Origin of the sequence: Neptunitalea lumnitzerae (assembly GCF_027924185.1) — a bacterium.
GTDB classification, from domain to species: domain Bacteria; phylum Bacteroidota; class Bacteroidia; order Flavobacteriales; family Flavobacteriaceae; genus Neptunitalea; species Neptunitalea lumnitzerae.
In genome coordinates this window covers 107,561-131,905 of sequence record NZ_BRVO01000004.1, presented here as the reverse complement: position 1 = coordinate 131,905, position 24,345 = coordinate 107,561, and the positions used below count along the sequence as shown (strand labels likewise).

The following is a 24,345-nucleotide window of genomic DNA, read 5'->3' as shown; positions in this document are numbered from 1 at the left end:
TTAAATTAGCAATCGTAAATTTTAACAAACATTATGGAACTTAAGAAAAACCCAAAAGCCGATCTTAACAGAAATATAGGTCTGTTTTTCGCTGTTGGTTTGGCATTGGTTTCAGGACTTATGTGGTTTGCTATTGAGTATAAAACTTATGATAAAGTTGATGACTTTGATTACTCAATGGATCTACAGAATGAACTTGATGAGGAAGTGCCAATTACTATGCAGTTAGCACCGCCACCACCGCCACCACCGCCACCGCCACCAGCACCTGAAGTTATTGAGGTGGTTGAAGATGATGCAGAAGTGGAAGAAGTAGAAATTAAATCTACTGAGGTAACCAAAGATGAGGTTATCCGTGAGGTTGAAGAATTCGAAGAAGTAGAAGAAGAGGAAGTAATTGTTGCTGACGTTCCTTTTACCGTAATTGAAGACAAACCGATGTTCCCTGGGTGTGAGAAAAAACCAAAAAACAAGCAAGCTGAATGTTTCAAGGAGAAATTAGATGATCACGTAAGAAAGAACTTCGAATATCCTGAAATAGCTCGTGAGATGGGAATCCAAGGTAGAGTTTACGTAAACTTTAGAATTAATAAGGATGGTACTATTACTGTTTTAGGTACTAGAGGTCCTGATAAAAACTTAGAAAAAGAAGCTAACAGAATTATTAATTCGCTTCCTAAGTTGATTCCTGGTAAGCAGAGAGGGCAACCAACGCCTGTAACATTTGCTTATCCTATCGTGTTTAAATTGAACTAAGATTCTTTTAAATATATAAATTAAAAAGTCCGGTATTTACCGGACTTTTTTTGTTTTGGTACGCTTCTTGTTTTAAGTGAGATAATTAACATTAAAATATTTATCATTATGAAAAACAAGACTTTTAAAAGTTCCGGCCACGGCAATGGCAAGGAACATGTACCAAGTAAACATGATGCAAACTTACGAAAAAACAGTTTTTTTAGATTTCAAATTGGCTTGATTTTAAGTTTATTGGCGGTTTATGGGGTGTTTCAGATACCTTTTGAAACCAAAACTGAGGATGTTGCCAGTATTGAAGTAGAACATTTGATTCAAGAACCAGAGAGCAAAATCTATAAGGTGGTTCCAGATCAGCCTAAACCTAAAACTACACCTGTGCCTTCAACACCTGAAATTGAAGTTGATGTTCCTAAGTTTTTAAATGACTTTAAGCAGGTGAGTGATCAGGAAGATGTGAAGGAGGTTACAGATCAATTAGCTTCTGATGACCAAATGGATGCTGTGCCACAAATAACCTTACATAATACTGATGGTGATGGTGAAGTAGAGGCGCCTGAATTTTATGATATTGGGCAGGTGCAAGAAGTGCCAGTTTTTCCTGGGTGTGAAAAATGTAAAACCAATAAGGAAAAAACAGATTGTTTATCTAAAAAGATAAATCAGATTGTGGCTAAAAATTTTGATACCAGAAATGCTAGTGAATTTGGTATAGAAGGGGTGCAAAGAGTTACAGTTCAATTTCAAATTGATGAAAATGGTAATGTAAACGATATTAAAACTAGAGCGCCTTATAATGTTTTAGAAAAAGAAGCACAAAGAGTGGTAGAAAAAATACCACAAATGACCCCTGGCAAGGTTCAGAATAAAAATGTGGCTGTTAGGTATTTGTTACCAATTGTAGTGAAAATTCAATAATCTAATATAAATTCCGCTTCGGCGGATTTTTTTATTTAATGGGTGCATTTTTTTTGAAATATAGTATCTTTCGGCTGTAAAAAAATGGATTTTGCCCCATGAATAAATATCTAATCATCTTTTTATTGTGTGTAGTAGCTAATTTTGGTTTTGCTCAAACTACCAATAGCGTTATCACTGAGAGTTACCCAGTGTTTGAAGCGTGTGATTCTGTTGCTGATCAAAAAGCGTGTTTTAATGCTACACTACTGTCAGAGATTAAGAAATTGTTTACTGCACCATCAGATTATCAAGTGCCTGTCGAAGGAGTTGAGATAAATGTTTTGTTTGAAGTAACTGAAGAAGGAGTATTTAAGGTTTTTTACACTGATGTTGATGATGTAGATTTAAAAAATGAGGTGGAGCGTGTGTTTGAGGGGTTACCAAATGTAAAACCTTCTATATATAATGGCCGACCAGTTTTTAGACAATTTAAAATAGCGTTTAAATACCCGTTCTCTCAGGGGGCTGGTAGAACATATGCCGAAATTGTTGCGGCAGATACTATAAAAACAAAAGAAGCGCTTTCAGATCCGTTTGCTAAAGCGTCGGCTACACTTCAATACGATAGTGTTTCTAGAAAAAGTGCGTATCAGAATAAAGAGTTTGGTAGTAATTTGAATGTACCTTTTCATCATCAGCGTTACGCTATTTTTGATCCTGCTATGAATGCTGTTGGTACCAATTCTCATACAGCATCTAAACCGTTTTTGTTTACGGAAGTAGAGAAGTATTATGACTTAGAAAAATATACCAACTCACTAATGCAAGATAGAAGAACTTGGTTTGGTAAAAAGTTTTGGAATGAACATTTTGCTACGGTGACCGGTGAAGATTATTGGATGGCTTTTGATATAGTTGCTGATTTACGTTTAGGAAGAGACACCTACAGTAGTACCAGTACTTATAATAATACAAGAGCGGTTCAAATTCAAGGTGGACTTGGTAAAAAGCTGAATTTCTATACTTCCTTTTATGAGAGTCAAGGTAGGTTTGCTTCGTATTTTAATGATTATGCAGAGAGTATGGCACCAGATGGTGGTAACCCTGCTATAATACCTGGTAGAGGTATTGCTAAAGAATTTGGTGAAGATGCTTATGATTATCCTGTTGCTGAGGCGTATTTGTCATATTCTCCAACAGATTTTTTCAATGTTCAATTTGGGCAGGGTAAAAATTTTATTGGTGATGGGTACCGTTCGTTAATAACAAGTGATGTTGCTAGTCCGTATCCGTTTTTAAAATTGAATACTTCTTTCTGGAAATTTAAGTATACCAATACGTGGATGTGGTTAAAAGATGTAAGGAGAGATGCTACTGAAGACGGGGCATATTTAACTAAATACATGGCTACTCATTATTTAAGCTGGAATGTGAGTAAAAAGTTGAATTTAGGTTTCTTTGAGTCAGTAATTTGGAAAGATGATAACCATAGAGGTTTTGATGTAAGTTATTTGAATCCGTTGATTTTTTATAGAGCTATGGAGTTTTATGCAGGGTCACGTTCTGGTAATGCTTTGATTGGTTTAACAGGAAAGTATAAGTTTAATAACCGTGTGAATATGTACGGGCAGTTTGTGTTAGATGAATTGTCTGTAGGTAACATTAATAGTGGAGAGCAAAGCTGGGCTAACAAATTTGCGTTACAATTAGGTGCTAAATATTATGATGCTTTTCATGTAAAAGATTTAATGTTGCAGTTAGAATATAACCAGGCACGTCCGTATACTTATTCTCATGAAGAGGTTGAGTATAACTACGGACACAATAACCAATCTATGGCGCACCTTTGGGGAGCAAACTTTAAAGAGGTAATAGCAATGGCTAATTACAGATTTGACCGTTGGTTTGGTTATGGTAAAATAACATATGGACAAAGAGGATTAGATTTTAATACTGCAGACGATACCTTTAGTTACGGAAGTAATATCTACAGATCGTATGATGATAGGGTAGGAGATACGGGTATTGAAATGCTTCAAGGGAATAAAACGTCTATTTTTATTACCGAATTACAAGCAGGTTATGTAGTGAATCCTGTGACTAATCTACGTTTGTACGGAAATATATTGATTAGAAACTACGACCCGAATGCCATTACTGAAACAGATTTTAAACAGAATACCGTTTGGTTTACCTTAGGTTTTAGAACTGATTTGTTTAACTGGTATAACGATTTTTAATAAGGACTTTATTTGATGCTCAAGCTGTAAAGTGTTGGGATTAGTCTTATTTGAAAAAAAGTATTTTACATAATCAATATTACTTAGGCTTGTCCTAAGGTTGATTGCTTAATAGGGCGTAAAGAGCAAAGGTGCCTAACCAATGGCTGCCTTCGTAACTATCGTTTGTTAAATTTTGTAATGCTCTTTCAATATGGTTATTTGCTAGGTTGTTTAAGTGGTTGTAGTCTGGGCTTAGTGTGTTGGCTATTCCGTATAAACACCAAGCTCTACTATAATTCAGTCCGTCTAAGTGTACTAAATGTCCATCTGTTCTATCGCTCACAATACCAATAGGTAATTCAAAATCTTTGTTTTTTAGTTGTGGTAAAAAATCTTCTAACCATAATTTGAATTCATTTTTAGATAAAATTTTTCGCATTAGGTTGGCTTCTTCTAAACAAGGGCTTAAGAAATCACTGCCACCTGGTTCCCATGAAAAAGGGCAGTCTTTATCGTTTTTAAAAAAGCGTAATGCAGTTTCTTTAATAGCTTTTGAGAGGGTGTCGTTTTTAGATGATGTTGCATAGTCGTAAGCCAAGCTTAAACCAAAAGCTGTATTGGTATGCGTGCCAACGCGGGTAGGGTATTGTAATTTAGGTAAGTAGTTTAAGTATCTGGTTACAATACATTGGGTTAATGGTTCTAGTGTAGTGTGTAAGTTGGCTACTTCATTAATTTTAGATTGTTGAAGTGCTTCTGAGAGTTTAAGTAACCAAGCCCAGCCGTAAGTTCGTTTATAAGCATATTCGCCCTTTCTATTAAAGTAGGCTACTTCTGCTTGTATGTTTTCTGTAGTAATGTGTTCTTTTAAAATACGGATAAGCGTGTCTCTGTTTTTAATGTTTGGGTATTTGTTGAGTACACTTACAATAGACCAATGACCGTGAACAGAAGAGTGCCAATCAAAACAACCGTAAAACGCGGGGTGTAGTTCAGAGGGAGTGCCTAAATCGGTTGCTGCTTGTAGTAACTGCCCGGTTTTGTTAGGGTATTCGGTGTCAATGCAGGTGATAGGTAGTTGAGAAATGGTAAACGCTTGCGCCTCGGTTAACGTTAGTTGTTTTTTGGGTGTAGTTTTAGTATTATTAGCGGTTTCTTTTTCAGAACAGGATATGTAAATGAATGAAACAGCGACGATAAGTAGAAATTTTTTCATTTTTATGATGTTGGTTGTATCTCAAAAATAATAGTTTTTTTGAAGATTAACATATTCATTTATTTATGGTTAAATATAAATTAACTGATAGATATCATTGTTTACAACTGTTAAACATGCGGTTTGTATATAAAAAAAGCGATTAATAGATTGCGCAATAGCATATTGGCTGTTATCTTTGCCAGCAATAAGAAATTTATTGATGAAGTCAGTATTGAGTGTGGTATCTAAATCTAGTTCTTTTACTTTAGCAATTGATGATTTTAAACAGTTGACCAAAGTAGGTTTGGCAGCAAGCGTTGTTTTTTCATCTATTGCGGGTTACTTTCTAGGAGCAGATGAGATATCTTTTACTACATTATTTTTATTAGGGTTTGGAGGTTACTTTATGGTAGGTGCTTCAAATGCCTTTAATCAAATTATAGAAAAAGACTTAGATGCGTTAATGAAACGCACACAAAATAGACCGATACCTTCAGGAAGAATGAGTGTTTCGTATGCTATGATGGTGGCTGTTAGTTTTACTATTATGGGTATTATTACCTTGTATTATGTGAATCCTAAAACAGCTATGTTTGGGGCGTTGTCTATTTTCTTATATACAATGGTATACACACCGTTAAAAACAAAAACACCTTTGGCTGTTTTTGTAGGTGCATTTCCGGGGGCTATTCCTTTTATGTTAGGGTGGGTTGCTGCAACAAATGATTTTGGTGTGGAGCCAGGTGCTTTATTTATGATTCAATTCTTTTGGCAGTTTCCTCATTTTTGGGCAATTGGCTGGGTGTTGTATGATGATTATAAAAAAGGAGGGTTTAACTTATTGCCTACAGGAAAAAGAGATAAAGGTACCGCTATGCAAATAATTATGTATACTATTTGGATGATGATAGTTGCTGTATTGCCTGCTACGGGTGTTACCGGTGCGTTACATTTATCTATAGTTGCCGCTGTTTTAGTGACTGCGGCGGGTATTGGAATGTTAATTTTTGCATTTAAACTATTTCATAATAAGGATAGTAAGTCTGCCAGAAATTTAATGTTGGCAAGTGTGGTGTATATTACACTAATACAAATTATTTTTGTAGCAGATAAATTTATTTCATTTTAATGGTAATGGACTTTACACAAGGAACGGGGCAAGAAAAGCTAAACAGAGCAAAGAAAATGATACTTTGGTTTGCTATCATAAGTCTGTTTATGATGTTTGCTGGTTTAATTAGTGCTTATATAGTAAGTAGTAAAAGAAAAGATTGGTTAACAGATTTTGATATACCATCATTGTTTTTAGTAAGTACTGCTATTATTTTGGTGAGTAGTTTAACAATGCATTTGGCTTGGACGGGCCTTAAGAGTGGAAAAAGAAGTGTAGCTTCTTTAATGTTGGGGGTAACGTTTGTTTTAGGAATTGGTTTTATTGTATGCCAGTTCTTAGGTTTTCAGGAATTAATAAATAACAATTTATATTTAACAGGGCCTGCTAGTAATGTAAGAACATCATATATATATGTGATAGCATTTTTGCATATTTTGCACGTTATTGCTGGTTTGGTGGTACTATTAGTACTAATTTATAATCATTTTAAACAAAAATACGAAAACGGACAAACCCTTGGATTTGAACAAGGTGTTACGTTTTGGCACTTTTTAGATATTTTATGGTTATTATTGATTTCATTTTTCTATTTCGTTTAAAACGAAAAAAAATGTAGATTTGAGAAATTTTTAACACAGATATACTTTATTCAATATGGAAGCTACTGTAACACATGCAGATACTACAGAAGGTAGACCGTTTAAGGCTAGCTACGGTAAAATGATGATCTGGTTTTTCATCGTTTCTGATGCATTAACATTTTCAGGCTTTTTAGCAGCCTATGGTTTCTCCAGGTTTAAATTTATGGACACTTGGCCTATTGCCGATGAGGTTTTTACCCACGTTCCGTTTATGCATGGAAATCCGCAACCAATGATTTATGTTGCCTTTATGACGTTTGTTTTAATCATCTCGTCTGTAACTATGGTATTAGCTGTTGATGCTGGACATAAATTAAAGCAAAACAGAGTTGCATGGTTAATGTTTGCAACTATTATTGGTGGTTTAATATTCGTTGGTTCTCAAGCTTGGGAATGGTCAACTTTTATTAGAGGTGAGTATGGTGCAGTAGAAACTAAAGGTGGACAGATTTTACAGTTTGTAGACGCTGAAACGCATAAGCAAGTTGCTTTGTCTGAGTTTGCTGTTCATTTAGAAGATGATTTTACAGGTGAAGGTGCTACTACATATAGTGTAGCTGGTGTTTTAAAAGGATTTGAAGAGCACGGAGACTTACTTGTAAGAACTCAAAAGCTTACTGAAGATGGTCATAAGACTGTTTTAACTAGAGCAGAGTCTGTTGCTAAATTAGAAGGTGCTAAGCACGTAGTAGAAGGTGCAAACCTTATAAGAAACGAGTACGGTAGTAAATTATTTGGAGATTTCTTCTTCTTTATTACTGGTTTCCACGGTTTCCACGTATTCTCTGGTGTAATTCTTAATATCATCATATTTGCTAACGTAATTGTTGGTACTTATGAGAAAAGAAAAAGCTACGAGATGGTTGAAAAAGTTGGTTTATACTGGCACTTTGTAGATTTAGTTTGGGTATTTGTATTTACATTCTTTTACCTTGTTTAATTACCAAATAAAGAAATAGCATATTATGGCACACGATACACATAAATTAGAAATCTTTAGAGGAGCGCTTAAATTTAAGTCTAATCAACAAAAAATTGTTGGTGTACTTATACTGTTATCTGTTATTACAGCTATAGAGGTTGTATTAGGTATTATTAAGCCAGAGTCTTTAATGGGGATGGTTTTAGGTATGAAACTTTTAAACTGGATATTTATTATCCTTACCATTGTAAAAGCATACTATATTGCTTGGGACTTTATGCACATTAGAGACGAAGTTAAATGGTTTAGAATATCATTAGTAGTTCCATTATTAATCTTAATTCCTTACTTAGCATTTATTTTACTAGTAGAAGGTAATTATATTTACAATGTGTACTTAGACGGTTTTATTAAATGGGATTTTTAATAAAAGTTAAGATATAATTTTAAGGCGGTTTTTTAACCGCCTTTTTTTATTTTTGCAGCGTATATATTATAAAATGAAGAAGAAGTTAGTTTTAGGAATCTTGTTTTTTTTACCGGTAATGTTTTTGCTAGTTATGTTAACATCTGAGCATTACTACTCTCCATTAGACATAGTAAAAGAGAACGTGCCAGAAATACAAGGTATGCACCCTGTAGATGAAGCTGCAGATTCTATTTTGTTAGAAAATCATATATCGGTAGTAATGCCTTTTAATGAAGATCCATTAAAGCACATTGCAGAAATTTCTAATGTAAACGAGAAAACCTATAAATGGGCTATGGGGTATAAAGGTTTTCAGGTGTTGTTTCTAGTGCCAGAACAGTATAAGTCTTCGGAAATGGTTATTAGAGAGAAGATAGGAGAGTATGTAGATTTAAAGTATTGGACTTTTCTGTTTGGTACCGAAGCTCAAATTAATGATTACTTTAATCAGTTAAAAAGTGGTGTGGCTGTAGATAGTACCTTTCAATTAAATACTCATTTTTATATTATAGACAGAGAACGTAATATGCGTGGTAGGTTTGATGATGATGGTAACGGACCAATATATGGGTATGATGCTACTAGTATTGCAGAACTACATAAAAAGGTGGTGCCAGATTTAAGAGTGCTTTTTCAAGAGTATAGAGATAAACGTACTGGTAAGTTTGATTCTGACCAAAGAAGAATAAAAGAGTTGGAGCATGAAAAATAAGAGTTATGTTATTGGCCTAATTGTAATTATTGTGGTGTTTGGATTTTTAACCTTTAGAATGGTTTCAAAAAAAATTCAGTCGAATACGGTAATTGATGAAGATAGGCATAGAGTAGCTGCTGAAGAATATGTTGAAATGAAAACCATAGGTAAGGCGCCTGAGTTTTCTTTTACCGATCAGAATGGTGAGACTATTACCAATAAAGATTATGAGGGAAAGGTATATGTAGCAGAATTTTTCTTTACTACCTGCCCATCTATTTGCCCTATTATGAATAGAAATATGATTAAAGTACAAGATCATTTTTTAACAAATGATGATTTTGCGATAGCTTCTTTTTCTATTGATCCGGAACATGATACTCCTGAAGTTTTAAAGAAATATGCTGAAGGATATGGTGTGGTAAATGAAAACTGGCATTTCTTAACAGGCAAAGGTCAAAATGAAGTATTTGATTTAGCCAATACTGGTTTTAATATTTATGTAGGTGAAGGTGATGCTTCTAATGGAGGTTTTGAGCATTCTGGCTTGTTTGCGTTAATTGATAAAAAAGGAAATATTGTATCTCGTTTAGATGAGAATGGAAACCCTATTATTTATTACGATGGGTTGAAAGAGGAAGAGTTACAGAAGTTAATAACAGATATAGGAATTGAACTAAAGAAGTAGTGTAGTTATGGAAGGACAAAGTACCATTGAGAAAAAATATAATTTTTGGATAATAGCATTGTCTGTTATCATACCGGTTGCGGTTGCTGTGCTTTTTACCATAAAGCTTTCAGATTTTGGATTAGATGTACAGCCGTTTTACTTTTTGCCACCTATTTATGCGGGTATTAATGGGGTAACTGCTATTTTATTAGTAGCTGCATTATGGGCTATTAAAAATAAGAATGTGAAGCTTCATGAGAATTTAATGAAAACATGTATTGGACTGTCTTTACTGTTTTTGGTAATGTATGTGGCTTATCATATGAGTGCAGATTCTACACCTTATGGAGGCGAGGGTATAGGTAAATTGTTTTACTACTTTATTTTAATTACGCATGTATTCTTGTCTATAGCTGTAATTCCGTTAGTGTTGGTTTCTTATGTGAGAGCGCTTGCACAACGTTTTGATAAGCATAGAAAAATTGCAAAAATTACATTTCCTATTTGGTTGTATATAGCCATCACGGGTGTAATTGTATATGTAATGATAGCCCCTTACTATGGTAGCTAATAAAACAAATGTTGTAAAATATAGTGTTATAGCACTGTTGGTGTTTGTGCCTAATTTTATTTCGGCACAATGTGCTATGTGTAGAGCTGTTTTAGAAAACAGTGACGATACATCGGCGGCAGAGGGTGTTAACAATGGTATTGTTTTTCTTATGGCAATGCCTTACTTATTGGTAGGGGTAATAGGCTTTATTATCTATAAAAAATTCAGAAATTAAATTTTTATTGTAACAAATAGCATATAGGGTAGTCTAATGGTATGAATTAATTTTCAGATAAACTATCAGAATTACTTTATATGCAATATTCTATACCAATAAAAAAGACTTTAATTTTTTCTCTCTTTTTTTGTGTGACACTGCTAGGGGCACAAGAGAAAAAATGGACCTTAGTTGAATGTATTGACCATGCTTTAGAGAATAACATTTCGGTAAAGCAGTCAATGCTAGATTACGATGCTACCGATATTGATATTCTTGAAGCTAAGGGTGGGTTTCTTCCAACTTTAAATTTTAGTGGGTCATATACGTATAATCCAAGTGTAGGTCTTAACCAAACAACTAACTCATATAGCACTGGTTTTTCTACTTTTAACGGAGGTGGAACTTCATCTGTTAATTTATCATCTGGTTTGAGTGCTTGGCGTCGTTACCAAAGGGCTAAGTTGAATAAAATAGCATCTGAGTATTCTTTAGACGGAATGAAAGATGATGTAATACTTATGGTGGCGAATGCGTATTTAGAAATTCTGGCAAATAAAGAACAATTACGTGTATTAGAATTCCAGAACCAGTTAACGCAAGAAAATATTGAGCGTACACAGGAGTTAATAAATGCAGGGTCTTTACCAGCTGGCGATATTTACGAACTACAAGCTACCAATGCATCACAAGAGCAACAAATAATTAATGCTGAGAATAATTTACTTATTTCTAAAATAGGGTTAGCACAAACTTTATTAATTAAGGAGTATATGGATTTTGATGTGGTGGATGAAGAGTTTGAAGTGCCTTTAGATGTTTCTATACTAGATAAATCTCCACGTGAGATTTCTGATAAAGCAAAAGAAGTTTTAAATACTATAAAAATTGCAGCTTCTAATTTAGAGTTAGCGGAATTAGATACAAAGCTTGCTAGGTCTTCTTACTATCCTTCGCTGAGTGGTTTTATTAGTTATAATACTAGATGGTCTAGTTTGGAGAATACAAATTTCTTTGATCAATTAGCTATTTACGATGGTATGGGAGTTGGAGCACAGTTAAGTATTCCTATTTTAAATGGCTTTAGTACCAGAGCACAGGTACAACGTAGTAAGATTAATGTGTTACGTGCTCAAAATGATTTAGAGCAAACAGAACTTGATTTGGAGAAGAATGTGTATCAGGCATACATAGATGCTTCTAATGCAAAAAAATTATATGAGGCTTCTTTAAAAACGCTAGAAGCCAGAAGCCAAGCTTTTAACTTTACAGAAGAGCGCTATAATGTAGGTTTGTTAAACTCGTATGACTATAACCAGTCTAAAACAGATTATGAAAGTGCGCAATCTGACGTAGTAAGAAACAAGTACGATTATATATTTAAACTAAAAGTATTAGAATTTTATTTTGGTATTCCAATATCAGCCAATTAATCCATTTATAAATCATGAGTAAAAAGTCAGTCATTATATTATTAGTAATTGCCGTTGTTATAGTAGCCGGATTGGTGTTTGCTAAAACTTCAGGAATGCTTGGTAACGATGAAAATTTAAAAGAGGTTACAGTTCAGAAAATAGATAAGTTAGATATTACTGAAACGGTTTCTGCAACAGGTAAAATACAGCCAGAGGTAGAAGTTAAAATTACTTCTGAAGTATCTGGTGAAATTATTGATTTGCCTATAGTAGAAGGGCAACAAGTAGCTAAAGGAGATTTGTTGGTAAGAATTAACCCAGATATTTACGAGTCTAGTTTAAACAGAACGGAAGCATCTTTACAAAATATGAAAGCTAACCAACAACAAGCAGAAGCTAGTTTGTTAGAGGCTAAGCAAAATTACGACCGTAACAAAATTTTATTTGATAAAGGGATTATTTCTAAAGCAGAATGGGATCAGGTAGTTTCTGCTTACATGGTAGCAAAAGCAACTAAAGAGTCTGCTTTTTATAATGTAAAAAGTTCTGCAGCTTCTGTTTCTGAGGCAAGAGATAATTTGAAAAGAACTACTATTTATGCACCAGTATCTGGTACTATTTCTAAACTAGATGTAGAGGTTGGTGAGCGTGTTTTAGGAACCCAACAAATGGCAGGTACCGAAATTTTACGTGTGGCTAACTTAAATAACATGGAGGTAGAGGTAGATGTAAATGAAAATGATATTGTTAAAATAGTAGTGGGAGATAGTGCAATTGTAGAAGTAGATGCCTATTTGAAAAAAGAATTTAAAGGTATTGTTACTGAGATTGCAAATACTTCTAACGAAACTACAAGTGCAGACCAGGTTACCAACTTTAAAGTTAAAGTTAGAATATTAGAGGAGTCTTATAAAGACTTATTGGAAGGAAAGCCTGAGCATTATTCGCCTTTCCGTCCTGGTATGACAGCTACTGTAGATATTATTACTCAAAAGAAAACAGGCATAGTAGGTGTGCCTATTAGTGCGGTGGTAATGAAAACAGATACTACAAGTACTAAAAAAGATGTGTTTGAAGTTGCGAAGCCTGATACCACAGGTGAGCGTTTTGAGTGTGTATTTGTTAAGAAGGGAGATGAGGCTAAACTGAAAGTGGTTAAAACAGGTATACAAGATGATACTAATATAGAGGTGGTATCTGGTTTAGAAGAAGGTGAAGAAGTGATTGTAGGGCCTTATAATATGGTGTCAAAAACCTTAAAACCAGGTGATAAGGTGAAGCTAGAGCAAGTAAAAAAATAACAAAATCACACTATAATTTTATAAAAATCCTCACTATTGAGGATTTTTTTCGTTTAACAAATGTGGTTTATTTGTAATGTAATTAAAGTTAATGGGGGGCTTTTAATATTTAATTACAAATTTTGTTAGGGGGAAAAAGCTAACATTGCTGTTGAAAAAGAAAGTATTAAAGCACATATTTTGTGTAACCCAAGTTTGTTAGCGGAGATGTTGGTTCTGTATGTGTTGGGACAGAATCAATATATAAAGAGAAGTGCATTTCTTCGCACTTCTCTTTTTTATTACTTTCGCAGTAAATTTTTATCTCATGGGATATATATTAAGTATTGAAACCTCAGGAACCAATTGCTCTGTTGCATTAAGTGTAGCTGGTGAAGTAAAGGTGTTGAAAGAAGAAAATACCGGTAACTTTTCACATGCTGAAAAATTACATGCTTTTATAAAAGATATTATAGAGCACGCAAATGTAGCGGTAGAAGCTATAGATGCTGTTGCGGTAAGTAAAGGCCCTGGGTCTTACACGGGGTTGCGTATTGGTGTTTCTGCTGCAAAGGGACTGTGTTTTGCATGGGATAAACCGCTGATTGCTGTATCTACTCTAGAGGCATTGGCTTACCAAGGTAAAGAGCGTGCAGTAGATTATATAATACCGCTTTTAGATGCACGCAGAATGGAAGTTTATGCAGCTATATTTACATCAGATATGGTGCTTGAGAAAGAAACTACTGCGGTTATAGTTGATGAAACTTCTTTTAAAGAGTTTTTAGATAAGGGGACTGTTTTATTTTTAGGAGATGGAGCAGAAAAATGCAAGGAGGTATTTACTAGTGCTAATGCAAGGTTTTTAGATGGTAAGTTTCCTTCGGCAGCTGAAGTTGGGCAAATAGCTTTTACTAAATTTACCCAACAGGCATTTGAAGATGTAGCATATTTTGAGCCTTTTTACTTAAAAGACTTCGTAGCTGGTAGAAAATAACTTTTTTATTTAGCTTTTATAATAGCCATAGCTTCTTCAATAGTTGTTACTGGCAATTGACACGTGTTATTTTTGCAAACGTAAATAAGTGTTTGGTTTGGCTTGTACCTATTTTTAAAAATTGGCAATTGAGCTTCTGAGGTGCTTATGGCAAAAATAGCATTGGGTATATAATGTTCTTTAAATGCTAATAAAGTTTCTTTAGCAATGTCTCCAACAATAATAACCTCGTAGGTGCTACTTTGTTTTTCCAATGCTAAAGTAAGCCAGTTAGTGTAAGAGCGAGGGTATTCTAAGGTGTCGGCAATTATGTTGCTAAGCATTTTTTGGTAAGTATCTGTATAGAATTTTTTACCTGTATAAATGCCTAGTTTTTTTAAGTTATGTGCCATTACACTGTTAGAAGCCGGTATTACATTATCTGCTTTTTCAATAGATCGCTGAACCACTACAGGGGTGTTAGATGATGAAAAGTAGAACAAGCCCTTTACGGTATCATAATACTCATCAAGGCAAACAGCGGTATACTTCTCAGATTGTTGTAGCCAATTAATATTTCCAGTTGCTTCAAATAGTTTTAAAAAACCTTCAATAGTTAAAGCGTAATCTTCTAGGTACCCGGTAATCTTGTTTTTTGTTTTTAAAGTACGGTATAGTTGTTCCTTATCGTTAGTTAATTGGGTTGAGATAAAGTTTCCTGTACGTACTGCAAGGCTAAGGTAATCTTCTGTTTTAGTAGCAAAGTAAGCGTCTATAAAGCCGGTAATTTGTAGAGCATTCCATCCGGTAATAATTTTTGTGTCTTTGTCTGGTTGCGCTCGTTTATTTCTTTCTGTACTTAAGATTTTATTGCATTTACTTAATAGGTTTTCTACTTCTGTTTCTGTTAGCTGAAATGTGGTTGCTATATTTTTTAAAGAATGTGTGCGGTATAGTACGTAGTGGTTGTTTTCCCAATAGCCTGTTTTGTTAATGTTGTATGCGTACTTAAATATGTGGTAGTCTTCTTTTAAAAGTGCTTTTAATTCGTTTTTTGTCCATACGTAAAAAGCGCCTTCTTCTTTTTCGGTGTTGTCGCTCAAAAGACTATCGGCATCTAACGATGCATAATATGCATCTTTGTTGTTAGATAAATCTTGTATAGTAAAATCTATAGTTTTTTCAATAACCCATTTGAATAGGGGTGTTTTATAAGCAGTATATGCTTTGGCATATAAAGAAATAAGTTGAGCATTGTCATACAACATTTTCTCAAAGTGCGGAATATGCCATTTTTCATCTACGCTATATCGTGAAAATCCTCCGCCTAGCACATCAAAAATACCACCATAGGCAATTTTGGTTAGAGAATTTACAATATGCTTAGAAACCGATGTGTTATTGGTCTGAAAAGCATACGATAGAAAAAAATTGAATTGTGTAGGCATTATGAATTTAGGAGCTCCCTGATTGCCGCCAAAAGTTTCATCCCATTGCAGTTGCCATTGGTGTACGGTATTTTTAATGGTTTCAACAGAAATAGTATCAACAGAAGCGGGTTCTACAAGATTGAAAAGTTCCAATCCTTTTTCTAATTTTTCTGCATATTCGTAAATTTTCGGGGTATCAGTTTTATAAATATGAACCAGTTGCTGAAGTATTTGCAGCCAATCGTCTTGTTTTACATAGGTGGCGCCCCAAAAAGGTCTGCCATCTGGTAATGCTACCATGTTTAAAGGCCAACCGCCGGTGTTTTGCATTAGTTGCAATGCATTCATGTAAAGCTGATCGATATCTGGGTGTTCTTCTCGGTCTATCTTAATATTTATAAAGTTCTGATTCATAAAGCTAGCTATGCGTTCATTTTCAAAACTTTCTTTTTCCATCACATGGCACCAATGACACGCAGCATATCCTATACTTATAATCAGTAATTTTTTCTGCTTTTTAGCTTCTTCTAGTAGTTCAGGTTTCCACGCATTCCATGCTACAGGGTTGTACGCATGTTGTAAAAGGTACGGGCTGTTTTCTGTAATAAGATTATTGGGTGTAAGTGAAGCCATTTTTTAAATAGATTAACGTATTTTGAGAGGTAATTAATTTTTAAATAACCTCATTTCTTACCTAAAGTAGTATTTTTGTCGCAATCATACTTAAAAAGTGAGAAAGTGCCAATTTGGTAACATTAACTTAACATATAATTTTCCAAGTTGCCACACTTTTGCCACATAATTAAAATAGAATGGAACAAGTGTACATCTTCATGCTAGTAGCCTTATTTGTACTAGCAGTAATTGATTTAGTAGTAGGGGTAAGTAACGATGCCGTGAACTTCTTAAACTCCGCTATTGGTTCTAAAGCAGTATCCATGAAAACTATTATGATTGTAGCCAGTGCAGGGATTGCTTTTGGTGCAATTTTTTCTAGTGGAATGATGGAAGTTGCCAGGAAAGGGATTTTTAATCCAGATCAGTTTTATTTTCAGGAAATTATGATTGTTTTTATAGCAGTAATGATTACAGACATCTTGCTGTTAGATTTGTTTAATTCCTTGGGGATGCCTACTTCTACCACAGTATCTATTGTATTTGAATTGTTAGGGTCGGCTGTGGCTATTGCTTCTATTAAAGTGTTTGAAAAAGGAGATGGTTTTCAAGAAGTACTGAACTACATCAACACCACAAAGGCATTCGAAATTATACGGGGTATTTTTGTCTCGGTAATTGTAGCATTTTCTGTGGGGGCTATTATACAGTATATATCCCGATTGATCTTTACTTTCGATTATGAGAAAAAATTAAAAACCGTAGGAGGTTTATTTGGAGGTATTGCTATTACGGCTATATCTTATTTCATATTGTTTAAGGGGTTAAAAGGTGTTTCATTTATCACTGAAGATACCTTGAACTGGGTGAACAATAATACAATGTTGTTGCTTCTAGTAAGTTTTGTGGTTTGGACATTAGTGTCATACTTGCTGCAAAACGTAATGAAGATTAATATTCTAGTGGTAATTATTGTAATTGGAACCTTTGGTTTGGCAATGGCGTTTGCAGGTAATGACCTTGTAAACTTTATTGGAGTTCCGTTGGCAGCATTTAACTCTTTCCAAATTTGGGTTAGAGAAGGGATGCCTTCAGATTTAACCATGGGAGCATTGGCACAAAAAGTGCCAGCAAATACCTATATGCTGTTTTTAGCAGGTGTTATTATGGTAATTACATTATGGTTTTCTAAAAAAGCAAGAGCTGTAGTAGAAACCGGGGTAAACCTTGCTAGACAAAATGATGGTGCGGAGCGTTTTGAGCCAAACTACCTTTCTAGAATGGTAGTAAGAGGAACCGTTAATTTATCTAAAGGTATTGGTTATGTAATACCAAATTCTATTAGTAAAAAAATAGATGCTCGTTTTGCAGAACCTAAGAAAAAGCCTGCTAAAGATGAGGAAGCTCCAGCGTTTGACTTGGTTAGGGCTGCTGTAAACTTAGTAGTAGCTAGTATTTTAATTTCTATTGGTACTTTATTAAAATTACCGCTTTCTACAACCTATGTAACTTTTATGGTGGCTATGGGGTCTTCTTTAGCAGATAGAGCTTGGGGTAGAGAAAGTGCTGTATATAGAGTAGCTGGTGTATTTAACGTTATTGGAGGGTGGTTTGTTACCGCTTTAGTAGCGTTTGTGGCGGCATCACTTTTTGCTACTATTATTTACTTTGGAGAAATGATAGCTATTGTTGCAATGTTAATTATTGCAGGGTTATTGTTGTTTAGAAGCTATGTGGCACATAAACGTTCTGAAAAAGAGAAAGAAGCAAATAGAAAATTTGATAGAGCCGATTTAATAACGATCAATGAGATTATTAATGAAAGTTCAGATAATATTTCAAGTGTTATATCTAAAGTAAATAGATTATATACTGGTGTAATAGATAATTTAGGGTTACAAGAGTTGGGTAACTTGAAAAAGAATAAGAAGGCTCTAAATAAATTAGAAGAGGAAGTAGACGGACTTAAGAGTGATGTATTCTACTTTATTAAGTCTTTAGATGATACTTCTGTTGAGGCAAGTAAGTTTTACATTCTTATACTAGATTACTTGCAAGATATGGTACAGTCTATAGGGTTTATAACTAAGAATAGTTATTCTCACGTAAATAACAACCATAAGAATCTTAAGTTTAATCAAATTAGAGACCTTAAGAGTATAGATAAAGAATTACAGGTGTTGTTTGATGAGATTTCTGTGAGCTTTGGTAAGGAAGAGTTTAATGATGTTTCTACCATTATTTTAAAGCATAAGCAGTTGCAAGATCACGTTGCGGTATTGATACAGAAACAAATTGACCGTATTAGAACTACAGAAACCAGTCCTAAAAACACGAAGTTATACTTTAGTTTATTGTTAGAAACTAAAGATTTAATTGGGGCAACAATTAATCTGTTAGAAATGTTTAAAGAGTTTCACGATGATTATAGAAAAATCGTGAGATAAAACATAATACATAAGAAAAGAAAAAAGAGAGGCTCTAACTTAACCGTTAAGAGCCTCTACTTTTATATTAGGATTGCTTAGCATTTCTCTAAGCATTGTTTCAATTCCATTTTTTAAAGTAAAAGTAGATGATGGGCAACCACTACATGCACCTTGTAGAATAACAGATACACGTTGTTCTTCTTCATTAAAGTCTTTAAACATAATGTTACCACCGTCACTAGCTACAGCTGGTTTTACATATTCTTCAAGAATATTAATAATCTGCTGAGAAGTAGTGTCTAGTTTTTCAAATTGCTCATCGGTAACTTGTTCTGTTTCCTTTTTCTGAGGAGCACTTTTAGAAACTATTTCTTTATCATCTGCAATGTAAGTTCTAATAAACTCTCTTAATTCCAAGGTAACCTCTCCCCATTCTGCCATATCGTATTTGGTAATAGATATGTAGTTTTCATCAATAAAAACTTCTTTCACAAACGGAAAGTGAAAAAGTGCCTTTGCTAAAGGGGCATCGGAAGCTTCGTCAATGTTTTTAAATTCCCAAATAGTAGTTACTAATTTCTTGTTTGCAACAAATTTCATAACTGTTGGGTTAGGGGTGCTCTCTGCGTAAACAGTAACAGGTACTTGTTTAGAAGCTTCGTCTTCTATAAGTACTGGTTTACCTTCGTTTAAGTAGTTTTCTATTTGTGTAGCTACTTCTTCAGATACATCGCTCCAGTTAACAATGTTGTAACGCTCTACTGCAATAAAGTTGCCTGAAATGTAAACCGTTTTTACAAATGGTAAATAAAACAACTGTTGTGCTAGTGGAGAGTTCTGTGCGTCGTCTATATTTTTAAACTCATAAGAATTCTTAGATAGGAATTCATTTGCACTGAATTTAATTATAGTAGGGTTGTTGGTTTCTTGTATGCTAATTTTGTAATTGCTCATTAATTAAAAATTTTTCACAAAAATACGTAAATCAAAATATTTTTAATTTTCTTAGAGTTTATTATTTCTACTATTGATAATTTTTAAGATATTTTAATAATTTGTTATGAAATTTAATAAGTATTTCTGTAATTTGCTGCTTTAAATAAATTTTAAGAATAAAGCTGTTAAATATTGATGTTTTAGTTAACAGTTTCATAAAAAAGATTTATTATTGCTTTCGAATAAGCCCAACACCTACTATAAAATGAATAAATGTTAATTTAGTTATTTCTTAATCGATATTCATCCATGAATTTTGATGAATATTTTTTTTGCATATAATATTTTAACAAATTTTAAGTTATAATTAGGAAACTGTAGGGTGAGTTTACAAAAGCATCCAGCTATAAACTTGAATTTGGTATTACATAAATATGACAAATAGAACCATGAATTTAAAGAAATACTTTTTTTTACTTTTATTAACTTCCTTTTCAGGCTATTTATATTCACAAGAAGGATTACCTGTTTATCTTGATTATCTTACAGACAACTACTATCTAGTACACCCAGCTATGGCAGGTGCTGGTTCTGGTACAAAAGTTAGATTAACAGCAAGACAACAATGGTTTGGTATAGAAGATGCACCAGCATTACAAACACTTAGTGTGAATTCTAGAATGGGAGAAAGATCGGCTATTGGAGCAATGATTATCAATGATAGAAATGGTTACCACTCTCAAACAGGGATGAAAGTTACCTATGCTCACCACATTAGTTTGGATCAAAGATCTAGATATTTAAATCAACTTTCTTTTGGTGCTAGTGTTTCTATTTTTCAAGGAAGATTAGACGAATCAGAGTTTTTTAATTATAACGGAACTACAGATAACAACATTATTGGTAGCGATCAAACTTCTACAGAGCCTAATGTAGATATAGGGATGGCTTATGCAGTATCTGATTTCTTTATTCAATTTTCTGTGCATAATGTTTTAGAAGTTAGTAGAGATTTATATTCTGAGTTAGAGCCAACAAATAGAAGAAGATTTATTCTTTCTGGTGGATACACTTTTGGTGAAACAGAATGGAGTTTTCAACCTTCTATGTTGTTTCAACATGTTAGTTCTACAGGAGAAAGTAATATTGATTTAAATATGCTTGCTTTTAGAGAAATGGAGTTTGGTAGAATATGGGGTGGTTTGTCATACAGAAGTAGTTTAGATGGTGCAGAGTATGTATTGGGACAAGCTACTAACGAGCAAAAATTGCAATTATTATCTCCTTTACTAGGGGTTAATTATGATAATTTTATGTTTGGTTATACGTATTCTTATCAAATGGGAGATATAAAATTCCAGAATGGGGGATACCACCAACTTACTTTAGGACTTACCTTTGGAGAAGAAAAACAAGCTTACCACTGTAACTGTCCGTTTGCTCAATAAGATATTAGTAATTACTATTTTGTTATATATTATTAGAGGGGTTTTTAACCCCTCTTTTTTTTGTTTACATGGTAGGGTCAATAGTTTTGGTAGCTATTTCTCCGGTTGGTGAAATTAGTATGTATTGCTTTTCTGGTGTGCTTACATCTTTGGGTTTAGGAGTATATTTTATATGAGTGCTTAATACTACTTGTATTACAGGCTCTATAATGGTTGGGTTTATAACAATATCAAACTGGTTGTTTTCTAGCGGCTGGTAATAGTAAGAGGTTTGTTTTTTAGCCTGTGTAATACCATTTGATTTTGTTATGGCTTCCATACTGATACTGTTAAAAGCCTGAAAGCTTTGGTAAAAATCTTTTGGTGTATAGCAGTACTTCTGTTCTGCATACTCAATATTATAATTGTCCAGTGTAATACCTAGTGAGTTGTAATATTCTTTTTTTGACTTCACTGAGGTTATTATTTTTTCTTGTAGTGTTTTATAAATATTTTCAATATTGTCTATTACGTAGTCAACCTTAACTAAGTTGTAAACTTCGTTTGCGGCGCAAGAAGTTAATATGTCTTCAAATAAAGCTATGTTTTTAAAACCTATGTGTAGGTTAACTTGTAGCTCAAACCCTGTTGGTATTTCAACATATTTTTTACTAAATAACTTTTTTTCTACAGTAACTTCGTAATTCGGGATAAACGATATTACATCGGTAACTATGTCTTCTTCTGAAACCCCTTTTTCAAATAGGGTGTTCTTAATAGCGTTTATTCTATCATATAGTAATTTGTTGGTTTGTTCCGTTGTTTTGCCTACTTGCGAAATATTAAATACTGCAACATACTTGGCTGCTTTCACGTTGCAAAGTGCATTTGTGGTAATGCTTATGTTGCTAGATGTGGGATTGTTGAATAAGTTTTGTGTTGCCACTTGCTTTTGGAGGTAGCCTTGTGTAGTGGCTAGGTTAGCTCTAGATACAAGATTAGGGTTGGGTTGGTAATTGGCGTTACCTTTTACTTGTGCTTGTGCTTGGATGCTAATGAGTAATACTACTACTGAAAGAAATACGTGTTTCATAATGTTATAGTTTTAAATCTGTAATTTGAGGTAAACATTTTCTAAATGAAAATTAGAATGAGTGTAGTAGGGGTGTTATTTAGTATTGCCCATGTATGGTTGAGTAACCGATACTTTTTTAGTGGTTTAATAGCTGTTACTAGACTTTTATCATTTTATTATATAAGATTTTCCATGTAAGTTTATAGTTCTTAAGAAATGTAATGAAGCAGCTAATTTTAATATTTTTTATGGTGTTTAGTTTTTTAGGGTATTCCCAAGAGGCTAAGACAAAAAATAAGGATAAATCTAAAACTACCTTTAATTTAAAGGGGGTGGTGAAAGATTTTGAAAGTAAAAAACCTATAAGAGATATTGAGGTATATGTTGTTGGTGGTGGTTTGCCTGAGTATACCGATGAGCTGGGTAAATTTTCTATTAGGGCTAAAGTGGGAGATGAATTGGTTATTACCGGTTTAGATATTGTACCTGTGTACCATACGCTGACTAGTAATGATGATGTAGAGGTATTAGTAAGAGGATTTTACGTGCCTAATAATAGTAAAGAAGTAAAGCAAATGCATACTAGTTTACTAGATAGTGCTAAGATGTATAAGAAAACATCTATAGAGAAGAGTTTAACGGCTATTGAGAAGTCTTTGAGGTTACTTCAGCTAGATGAGTATGAGAAGGAGCGTATGGCTTCCTATGAGCTTTTAGGAGATGTTTATATGTATTGGAAACAGTTTGATTTGGCTGTTTCTAATTATAAAAATGCAATAGGTGGTGCCTCAAATGCTGAATTGTCTTTAAAACTAGGAAAGGCTTATTTAAAAAATAAGCAATACGCAGAGGCTAAAGATGTTTTTACAAAGCTACTAGACACTACCTGGAAAGATGATCATTCTAGGGTGGAGGTTCTAAATTCTTTGGCGGAGGCTTTAGTTCAGCTTGAAGAAATTGATAAATCTATTGAGTATCGTAAAAAGGCGTTAGATTTAGCTGTAAAATCTAACGATGAGCTAGCGGTAGCTATAAGTGCTAAGTTAGGAGAGTCTTATGCTGCTATAGGAGACAATAGTAATGCACTGGGGTATTTAAATGGCTCTGTAGTTATTGCTAAAGAAAATTCTAGAAGTGAGTTTGATGTTTTAAAGGCAAGTGAGAATACAGCTGATTTTTATAATGCAAATCAGTTGTACGATAAAGAAATTGAAATTAGGCAAGAGAATTTAAAGAAAATGGAATCGCTGGTAGCAAATGATAGTTTGGTGTTAGATTCTATTTCATTGCAAAAAATGAACTACAAAATTGCACGTGCTTATATTTCTAAAAATGCTTTTACATTGGCTATTCCCTATTTAAAGGAAAGTATTAAACAGGCCAGTGAACAGAAGGATATTGTGGTGGAGAAAGATGCCACGCGTAAGTTGTCTGAATTGTACCGTACGGTTGGTGATTTTAAGAAGGCTTTAGAGTCTTACCAAAGTTATGTTGCCTTAGTAGATACTTTGTATAGAAAAAAGGAGCAGCAGATTTCGCAAGCCAATCGCTTTAGAAATGACATAGCAACTAAGCAGGCCCGTATTAAAAGCTTAGAAAACGACCGTGAGTTACAGCGTAGTAAAATGGCATTGGCTATAAAAAATCAACAATTAACTGTAGAAAGTAATCATAAAAAGCAGTTAACAATTTATCTTCTAATAATAGGATTAACTCTTTTAGCTTTAACAGCGTATTTCTTTTTTAGAAATAATAAACAACAGAAAATAACCAATAATCTGTTGGCTTTAAAATCTTTGAGATCTCAAATGAATCCTCATTTTATATTTAATGCATTAAACTCTGTTAATCATTACATAGCTACAAATGATGAACGTAATGCAAACCGATTTTTAAGTCAGTTTTCTTCTTTGATGAGGAGTGTTTTAGAAAACTCAGAAGAAGATGTTATTCCTTTTTCTAAAGAGGTAGAGTTATTAAAGCTGTATGTGAAACTAGAGCATTCTAGGTTTACAGATAAATTTGATTTTGAATTTGATTTGGATGAAACTATAGATACCGATAATTATCAGATACCTCCAATGTTGTTGCAACCGTATGTAGAAAATGCTATTTGGCATGGACTTAGGTATAGAGATACAAAAGGTTTGTTAAGAATTCAAATAGTAAAAAATGAGGATGCTTCTATTAAAATTGAAATACTAGATAATGGTATTGGTAGAAAACAGTCTAAGGCTCTTAAAACTGAACATCAGAAGAAGAAAACATCTAAGGCAATGGGTAACATAGACAGACGTATTCAAATTTTAAATACTATGTATAAAGATATTGTGAGTGTAATGATTGAAGATATTGAAGGAGTTGAAACTGGTACTAGAGTTACTGTAATTTTAAAACCGAATTAGC

Annotated in this window: 21 protein-coding genes; 17 read left to right on the top strand and 4 right to left on the bottom strand. The window is 33.7% G+C overall.

Annotated features, from left to right (window positions below):
- Positions 1-33: 33 nt before the first annotated feature.
- From Y10_RS15405 to Y10_RS15395, 3 genes are all read left to right on the top strand, one after another.
- Positions 34-756 (top strand): energy transducer TonB, encoded by a 723-nt coding sequence (locus Y10_RS15405; RefSeq protein WP_281766310.1) that lies wholly within the window; start codon positions 34-36, stop codon positions 754-756.
- A gap of 108 nt (positions 757-864) precedes the next feature.
- Positions 865-1,674, top strand: coding sequence for an energy transducer TonB (locus Y10_RS15400; protein WP_281766309.1), 810 nt, complete (start codon positions 865-867; stop codon positions 1,672-1,674).
- Positions 1,675-1,772: 98 nt separating this feature from the next.
- Positions 1,773-3,896 (top strand): gliding motility protein RemB, encoded by a 2,124-nt coding sequence (locus Y10_RS15395; protein ID WP_281766308.1) that lies wholly within the window; start codon positions 1,773-1,775, stop codon positions 3,894-3,896.
- Between the two features lie 94 nt (positions 3,897-3,990).
- On the opposite strand, the gene Y10_RS15390 is transcribed toward Y10_RS15395, so the two are convergent.
- Positions 3,991-5,094 (bottom strand): DUF2891 domain-containing protein, encoded by a 1,104-nt coding sequence (locus Y10_RS15390; RefSeq protein ID WP_281766307.1) that lies wholly within the window; start codon positions 5,092-5,094, stop codon positions 3,991-3,993.
- Positions 5,095-5,296: 202 nt separating this feature from the next.
- On the opposite strand from Y10_RS15390, the gene cyoE reads away from it, so the two are divergent.
- The 11 genes from cyoE (at position 5,297) to tsaB (ending at position 14,048) form a co-directional block, all read left to right on the top strand.
- On the top strand, positions 5,297-6,205 hold the full coding sequence (gene cyoE, locus Y10_RS15385; protein ID WP_281766306.1) for a heme o synthase: 909 nt from the start codon (positions 5,297-5,299) through the stop codon (positions 6,203-6,205).
- Positions 6,206-6,210: 5 nt separating this feature from the next.
- Positions 6,211-6,789, top strand: coding sequence for a cytochrome c oxidase subunit 3 (locus Y10_RS15380; protein WP_281766305.1), 579 nt, complete (start codon positions 6,211-6,213; stop codon positions 6,787-6,789).
- A gap of 55 nt (positions 6,790-6,844) precedes the next feature.
- Positions 6,845-7,771, top strand: coding sequence for a cytochrome c oxidase subunit 3 (locus tag Y10_RS15375; protein ID WP_281766304.1), 927 nt, complete (start codon positions 6,845-6,847; stop codon positions 7,769-7,771).
- 25 nt (positions 7,772-7,796) lie between these two features.
- Positions 7,797-8,180, top strand: a complete 384-nt coding sequence (locus Y10_RS15370) for a cytochrome C oxidase subunit IV family protein (protein WP_281766303.1) — start codon at positions 7,797-7,799, stop codon at positions 8,178-8,180.
- Positions 8,181-8,253: 73 nt separating this feature from the next.
- Positions 8,254-8,934: a hypothetical protein gene (locus tag Y10_RS15365; RefSeq protein ID WP_281766302.1), complete on the top strand. Its 681-nt coding sequence runs from the start codon at positions 8,254-8,256 to the stop codon at positions 8,932-8,934.
- Positions 8,924-9,604: an SCO family protein gene (locus tag Y10_RS15360; RefSeq protein ID WP_281766301.1), complete on the top strand. Its 681-nt coding sequence runs from the start codon at positions 8,924-8,926 to the stop codon at positions 9,602-9,604. The genes Y10_RS15365 and Y10_RS15360 overlap by 11 nt, the downstream gene beginning before the upstream one ends.
- A 7-nt stretch (positions 9,605-9,611) precedes the next feature.
- On the top strand, positions 9,612-10,157 hold the full coding sequence (locus Y10_RS15355) for a DUF420 domain-containing protein (protein ID WP_281766300.1): 546 nt from the start codon (positions 9,612-9,614) through the stop codon (positions 10,155-10,157).
- A complete protein-coding gene (locus tag Y10_RS15350; protein WP_281766299.1) occupies positions 10,147-10,374 on the top strand; it encodes a hypothetical protein in 228 nt (75 codons plus the stop codon). The genes Y10_RS15355 and Y10_RS15350 overlap by 11 nt, the downstream gene beginning before the upstream one ends.
- Before the next feature lie 134 nt (positions 10,375-10,508).
- Entirely contained in the window at positions 10,509-11,789 is a 1,281-nt protein-coding gene (locus Y10_RS15345) for a TolC family protein (RefSeq protein WP_281766298.1), read from the top strand.
- Positions 11,790-11,803: 14 nt separating this feature from the next.
- The gene (locus tag Y10_RS15340) at positions 11,804-13,072 is read left to right on the top strand and encodes an efflux RND transporter periplasmic adaptor subunit (RefSeq protein ID WP_281766297.1); all 1,269 of its coding nucleotides are present in this window, start codon (positions 11,804-11,806) and stop codon (positions 13,070-13,072) included.
- Positions 13,073-13,379: 307 nt separating this feature from the next.
- On the top strand, positions 13,380-14,048 hold the full coding sequence (gene tsaB, locus Y10_RS15335; protein ID WP_281766296.1) for a tRNA (adenosine(37)-N6)-threonylcarbamoyltransferase complex dimerization subunit type 1 TsaB: 669 nt from the start codon (positions 13,380-13,382) through the stop codon (positions 14,046-14,048).
- A 5-nt stretch (positions 14,049-14,053) separates the two neighbouring features.
- Here the strand turns inward: tsaB and Y10_RS15330 are convergent, their stop codons facing one another.
- Entirely contained in the window at positions 14,054-16,090 is a 2,037-nt protein-coding gene (locus Y10_RS15330) for a thioredoxin domain-containing protein (protein ID WP_281766295.1), read from the bottom strand.
- A gap of 179 nt (positions 16,091-16,269) precedes the next feature.
- On the opposite strand from Y10_RS15330, the gene Y10_RS15325 reads away from it, so the two are divergent.
- The gene (locus Y10_RS15325) at positions 16,270-18,519 is read left to right on the top strand and encodes an inorganic phosphate transporter (protein WP_281766294.1); all 2,250 of its coding nucleotides are present in this window, start codon (positions 16,270-16,272) and stop codon (positions 18,517-18,519) included.
- A gap of 39 nt (positions 18,520-18,558) precedes the next feature.
- Here the strand turns inward: Y10_RS15325 and Y10_RS15320 are convergent, their stop codons facing one another.
- A complete protein-coding gene (locus Y10_RS15320) occupies positions 18,559-19,455 on the bottom strand; it encodes a NifU family protein (protein WP_281766293.1) in 897 nt (298 codons plus the stop codon).
- Between the two features lie 431 nt (positions 19,456-19,886).
- Between Y10_RS15320 and Y10_RS15315 the strand changes: the two genes are divergently transcribed.
- Complete coding sequence (locus Y10_RS15315; RefSeq protein ID WP_281766292.1) at positions 19,887-20,885, top strand: PorP/SprF family type IX secretion system membrane protein; 999 nt, start codon at positions 19,887-19,889, stop codon at positions 20,883-20,885.
- 64 nt (positions 20,886-20,949) lie between these two features.
- Here the strand turns inward: Y10_RS15315 and Y10_RS15310 are convergent, their stop codons facing one another.
- Positions 20,950-21,957 carry an SIMPL domain-containing protein gene (locus Y10_RS15310; RefSeq protein ID WP_281766291.1) on the bottom strand — a complete coding sequence of 336 codons (1,008 nt, stop codon included), beginning with the start codon at positions 21,955-21,957 and terminating at the stop codon, positions 20,950-20,952.
- A 203-nt stretch (positions 21,958-22,160) separates the two neighbouring features.
- Between Y10_RS15310 and Y10_RS15305 the strand changes: the two genes are divergently transcribed.
- Entirely contained in the window at positions 22,161-24,344 is a 2,184-nt protein-coding gene (locus tag Y10_RS15305) for a tetratricopeptide repeat-containing sensor histidine kinase (protein WP_281766290.1), read from the top strand.
- Position 24,345 lies beyond the last annotated feature (1 nt).

What these genes read in the sequence shown, in the direction of transcription:
- Y10_RS15405 (WP_281766310.1), top strand. Translation starts at nt 34, where the DNA reads ATGGAACTTAAGAAAAACCCAAAAGCCGATCTTAACAGAAATATAGGT.
- Y10_RS15360 (WP_281766301.1), top strand. Translation starts at nt 8,924, where the DNA reads ATGAAAAATAAGAGTTATGTTATTGGCCTAATTGTAATTATTGTGGTG.
- Y10_RS15370 (WP_281766303.1), top strand. Translation starts at nt 7,797, where the DNA reads ATGGCACACGATACACATAAATTAGAAATCTTTAGAGGAGCGCTTAAA.
- Y10_RS15330 (WP_281766295.1), bottom strand. Translation starts at nt 16,090, where the DNA reads ATGGCTTCACTTACACCCAATAATCTTATTACAGAAAACAGCCCGTAC.
- Y10_RS15380 (WP_281766305.1), top strand. Translation starts at nt 6,211, where the DNA reads ATGGACTTTACACAAGGAACGGGGCAAGAAAAGCTAAACAGAGCAAAG.
- Y10_RS15325 (WP_281766294.1), top strand. Translation starts at nt 16,270, where the DNA reads ATGGAACAAGTGTACATCTTCATGCTAGTAGCCTTATTTGTACTAGCA.
- Y10_RS15350 (WP_281766299.1), top strand. Translation starts at nt 10,147, where the DNA reads ATGGTAGCTAATAAAACAAATGTTGTAAAATATAGTGTTATAGCACTG.
- Y10_RS15305 (WP_281766290.1), top strand. Translation starts at nt 22,161, where the DNA reads ATGAAGCAGCTAATTTTAATATTTTTTATGGTGTTTAGTTTTTTAGGG.
- cyoE (WP_281766306.1), top strand. Translation starts at nt 5,297, where the DNA reads ATGAAGTCAGTATTGAGTGTGGTATCTAAATCTAGTTCTTTTACTTTA.
- Y10_RS15395 (WP_281766308.1), top strand. Translation starts at nt 1,773, where the DNA reads ATGAATAAATATCTAATCATCTTTTTATTGTGTGTAGTAGCTAATTTT.
- Y10_RS15320 (WP_281766293.1), bottom strand. Translation starts at nt 19,455, where the DNA reads ATGAGCAATTACAAAATTAGCATACAAGAAACCAACAACCCTACTATA.
- Y10_RS15310 (WP_281766291.1), bottom strand. Translation starts at nt 21,957, where the DNA reads ATGAAACACGTATTTCTTTCAGTAGTAGTATTACTCATTAGCATCCAA.
- Y10_RS15365 (WP_281766302.1), top strand. Translation starts at nt 8,254, where the DNA reads ATGAAGAAGAAGTTAGTTTTAGGAATCTTGTTTTTTTTACCGGTAATG.
- Y10_RS15390 (WP_281766307.1), bottom strand. Translation starts at nt 5,094, where the DNA reads ATGAAAAAATTTCTACTTATCGTCGCTGTTTCATTCATTTACATATCC.
- Y10_RS15375 (WP_281766304.1), top strand. Translation starts at nt 6,845, where the DNA reads ATGGAAGCTACTGTAACACATGCAGATACTACAGAAGGTAGACCGTTT.
- Y10_RS15315 (WP_281766292.1), top strand. Translation starts at nt 19,887, where the DNA reads ATGAATTTAAAGAAATACTTTTTTTTACTTTTATTAACTTCCTTTTCA.
- Y10_RS15340 (WP_281766297.1), top strand. Translation starts at nt 11,804, where the DNA reads ATGAGTAAAAAGTCAGTCATTATATTATTAGTAATTGCCGTTGTTATA.
- Y10_RS15355 (WP_281766300.1), top strand. Translation starts at nt 9,612, where the DNA reads ATGGAAGGACAAAGTACCATTGAGAAAAAATATAATTTTTGGATAATA.
- Y10_RS15400 (WP_281766309.1), top strand. Translation starts at nt 865, where the DNA reads ATGAAAAACAAGACTTTTAAAAGTTCCGGCCACGGCAATGGCAAGGAA.
- tsaB (WP_281766296.1), top strand. Translation starts at nt 13,380, where the DNA reads ATGGGATATATATTAAGTATTGAAACCTCAGGAACCAATTGCTCTGTT.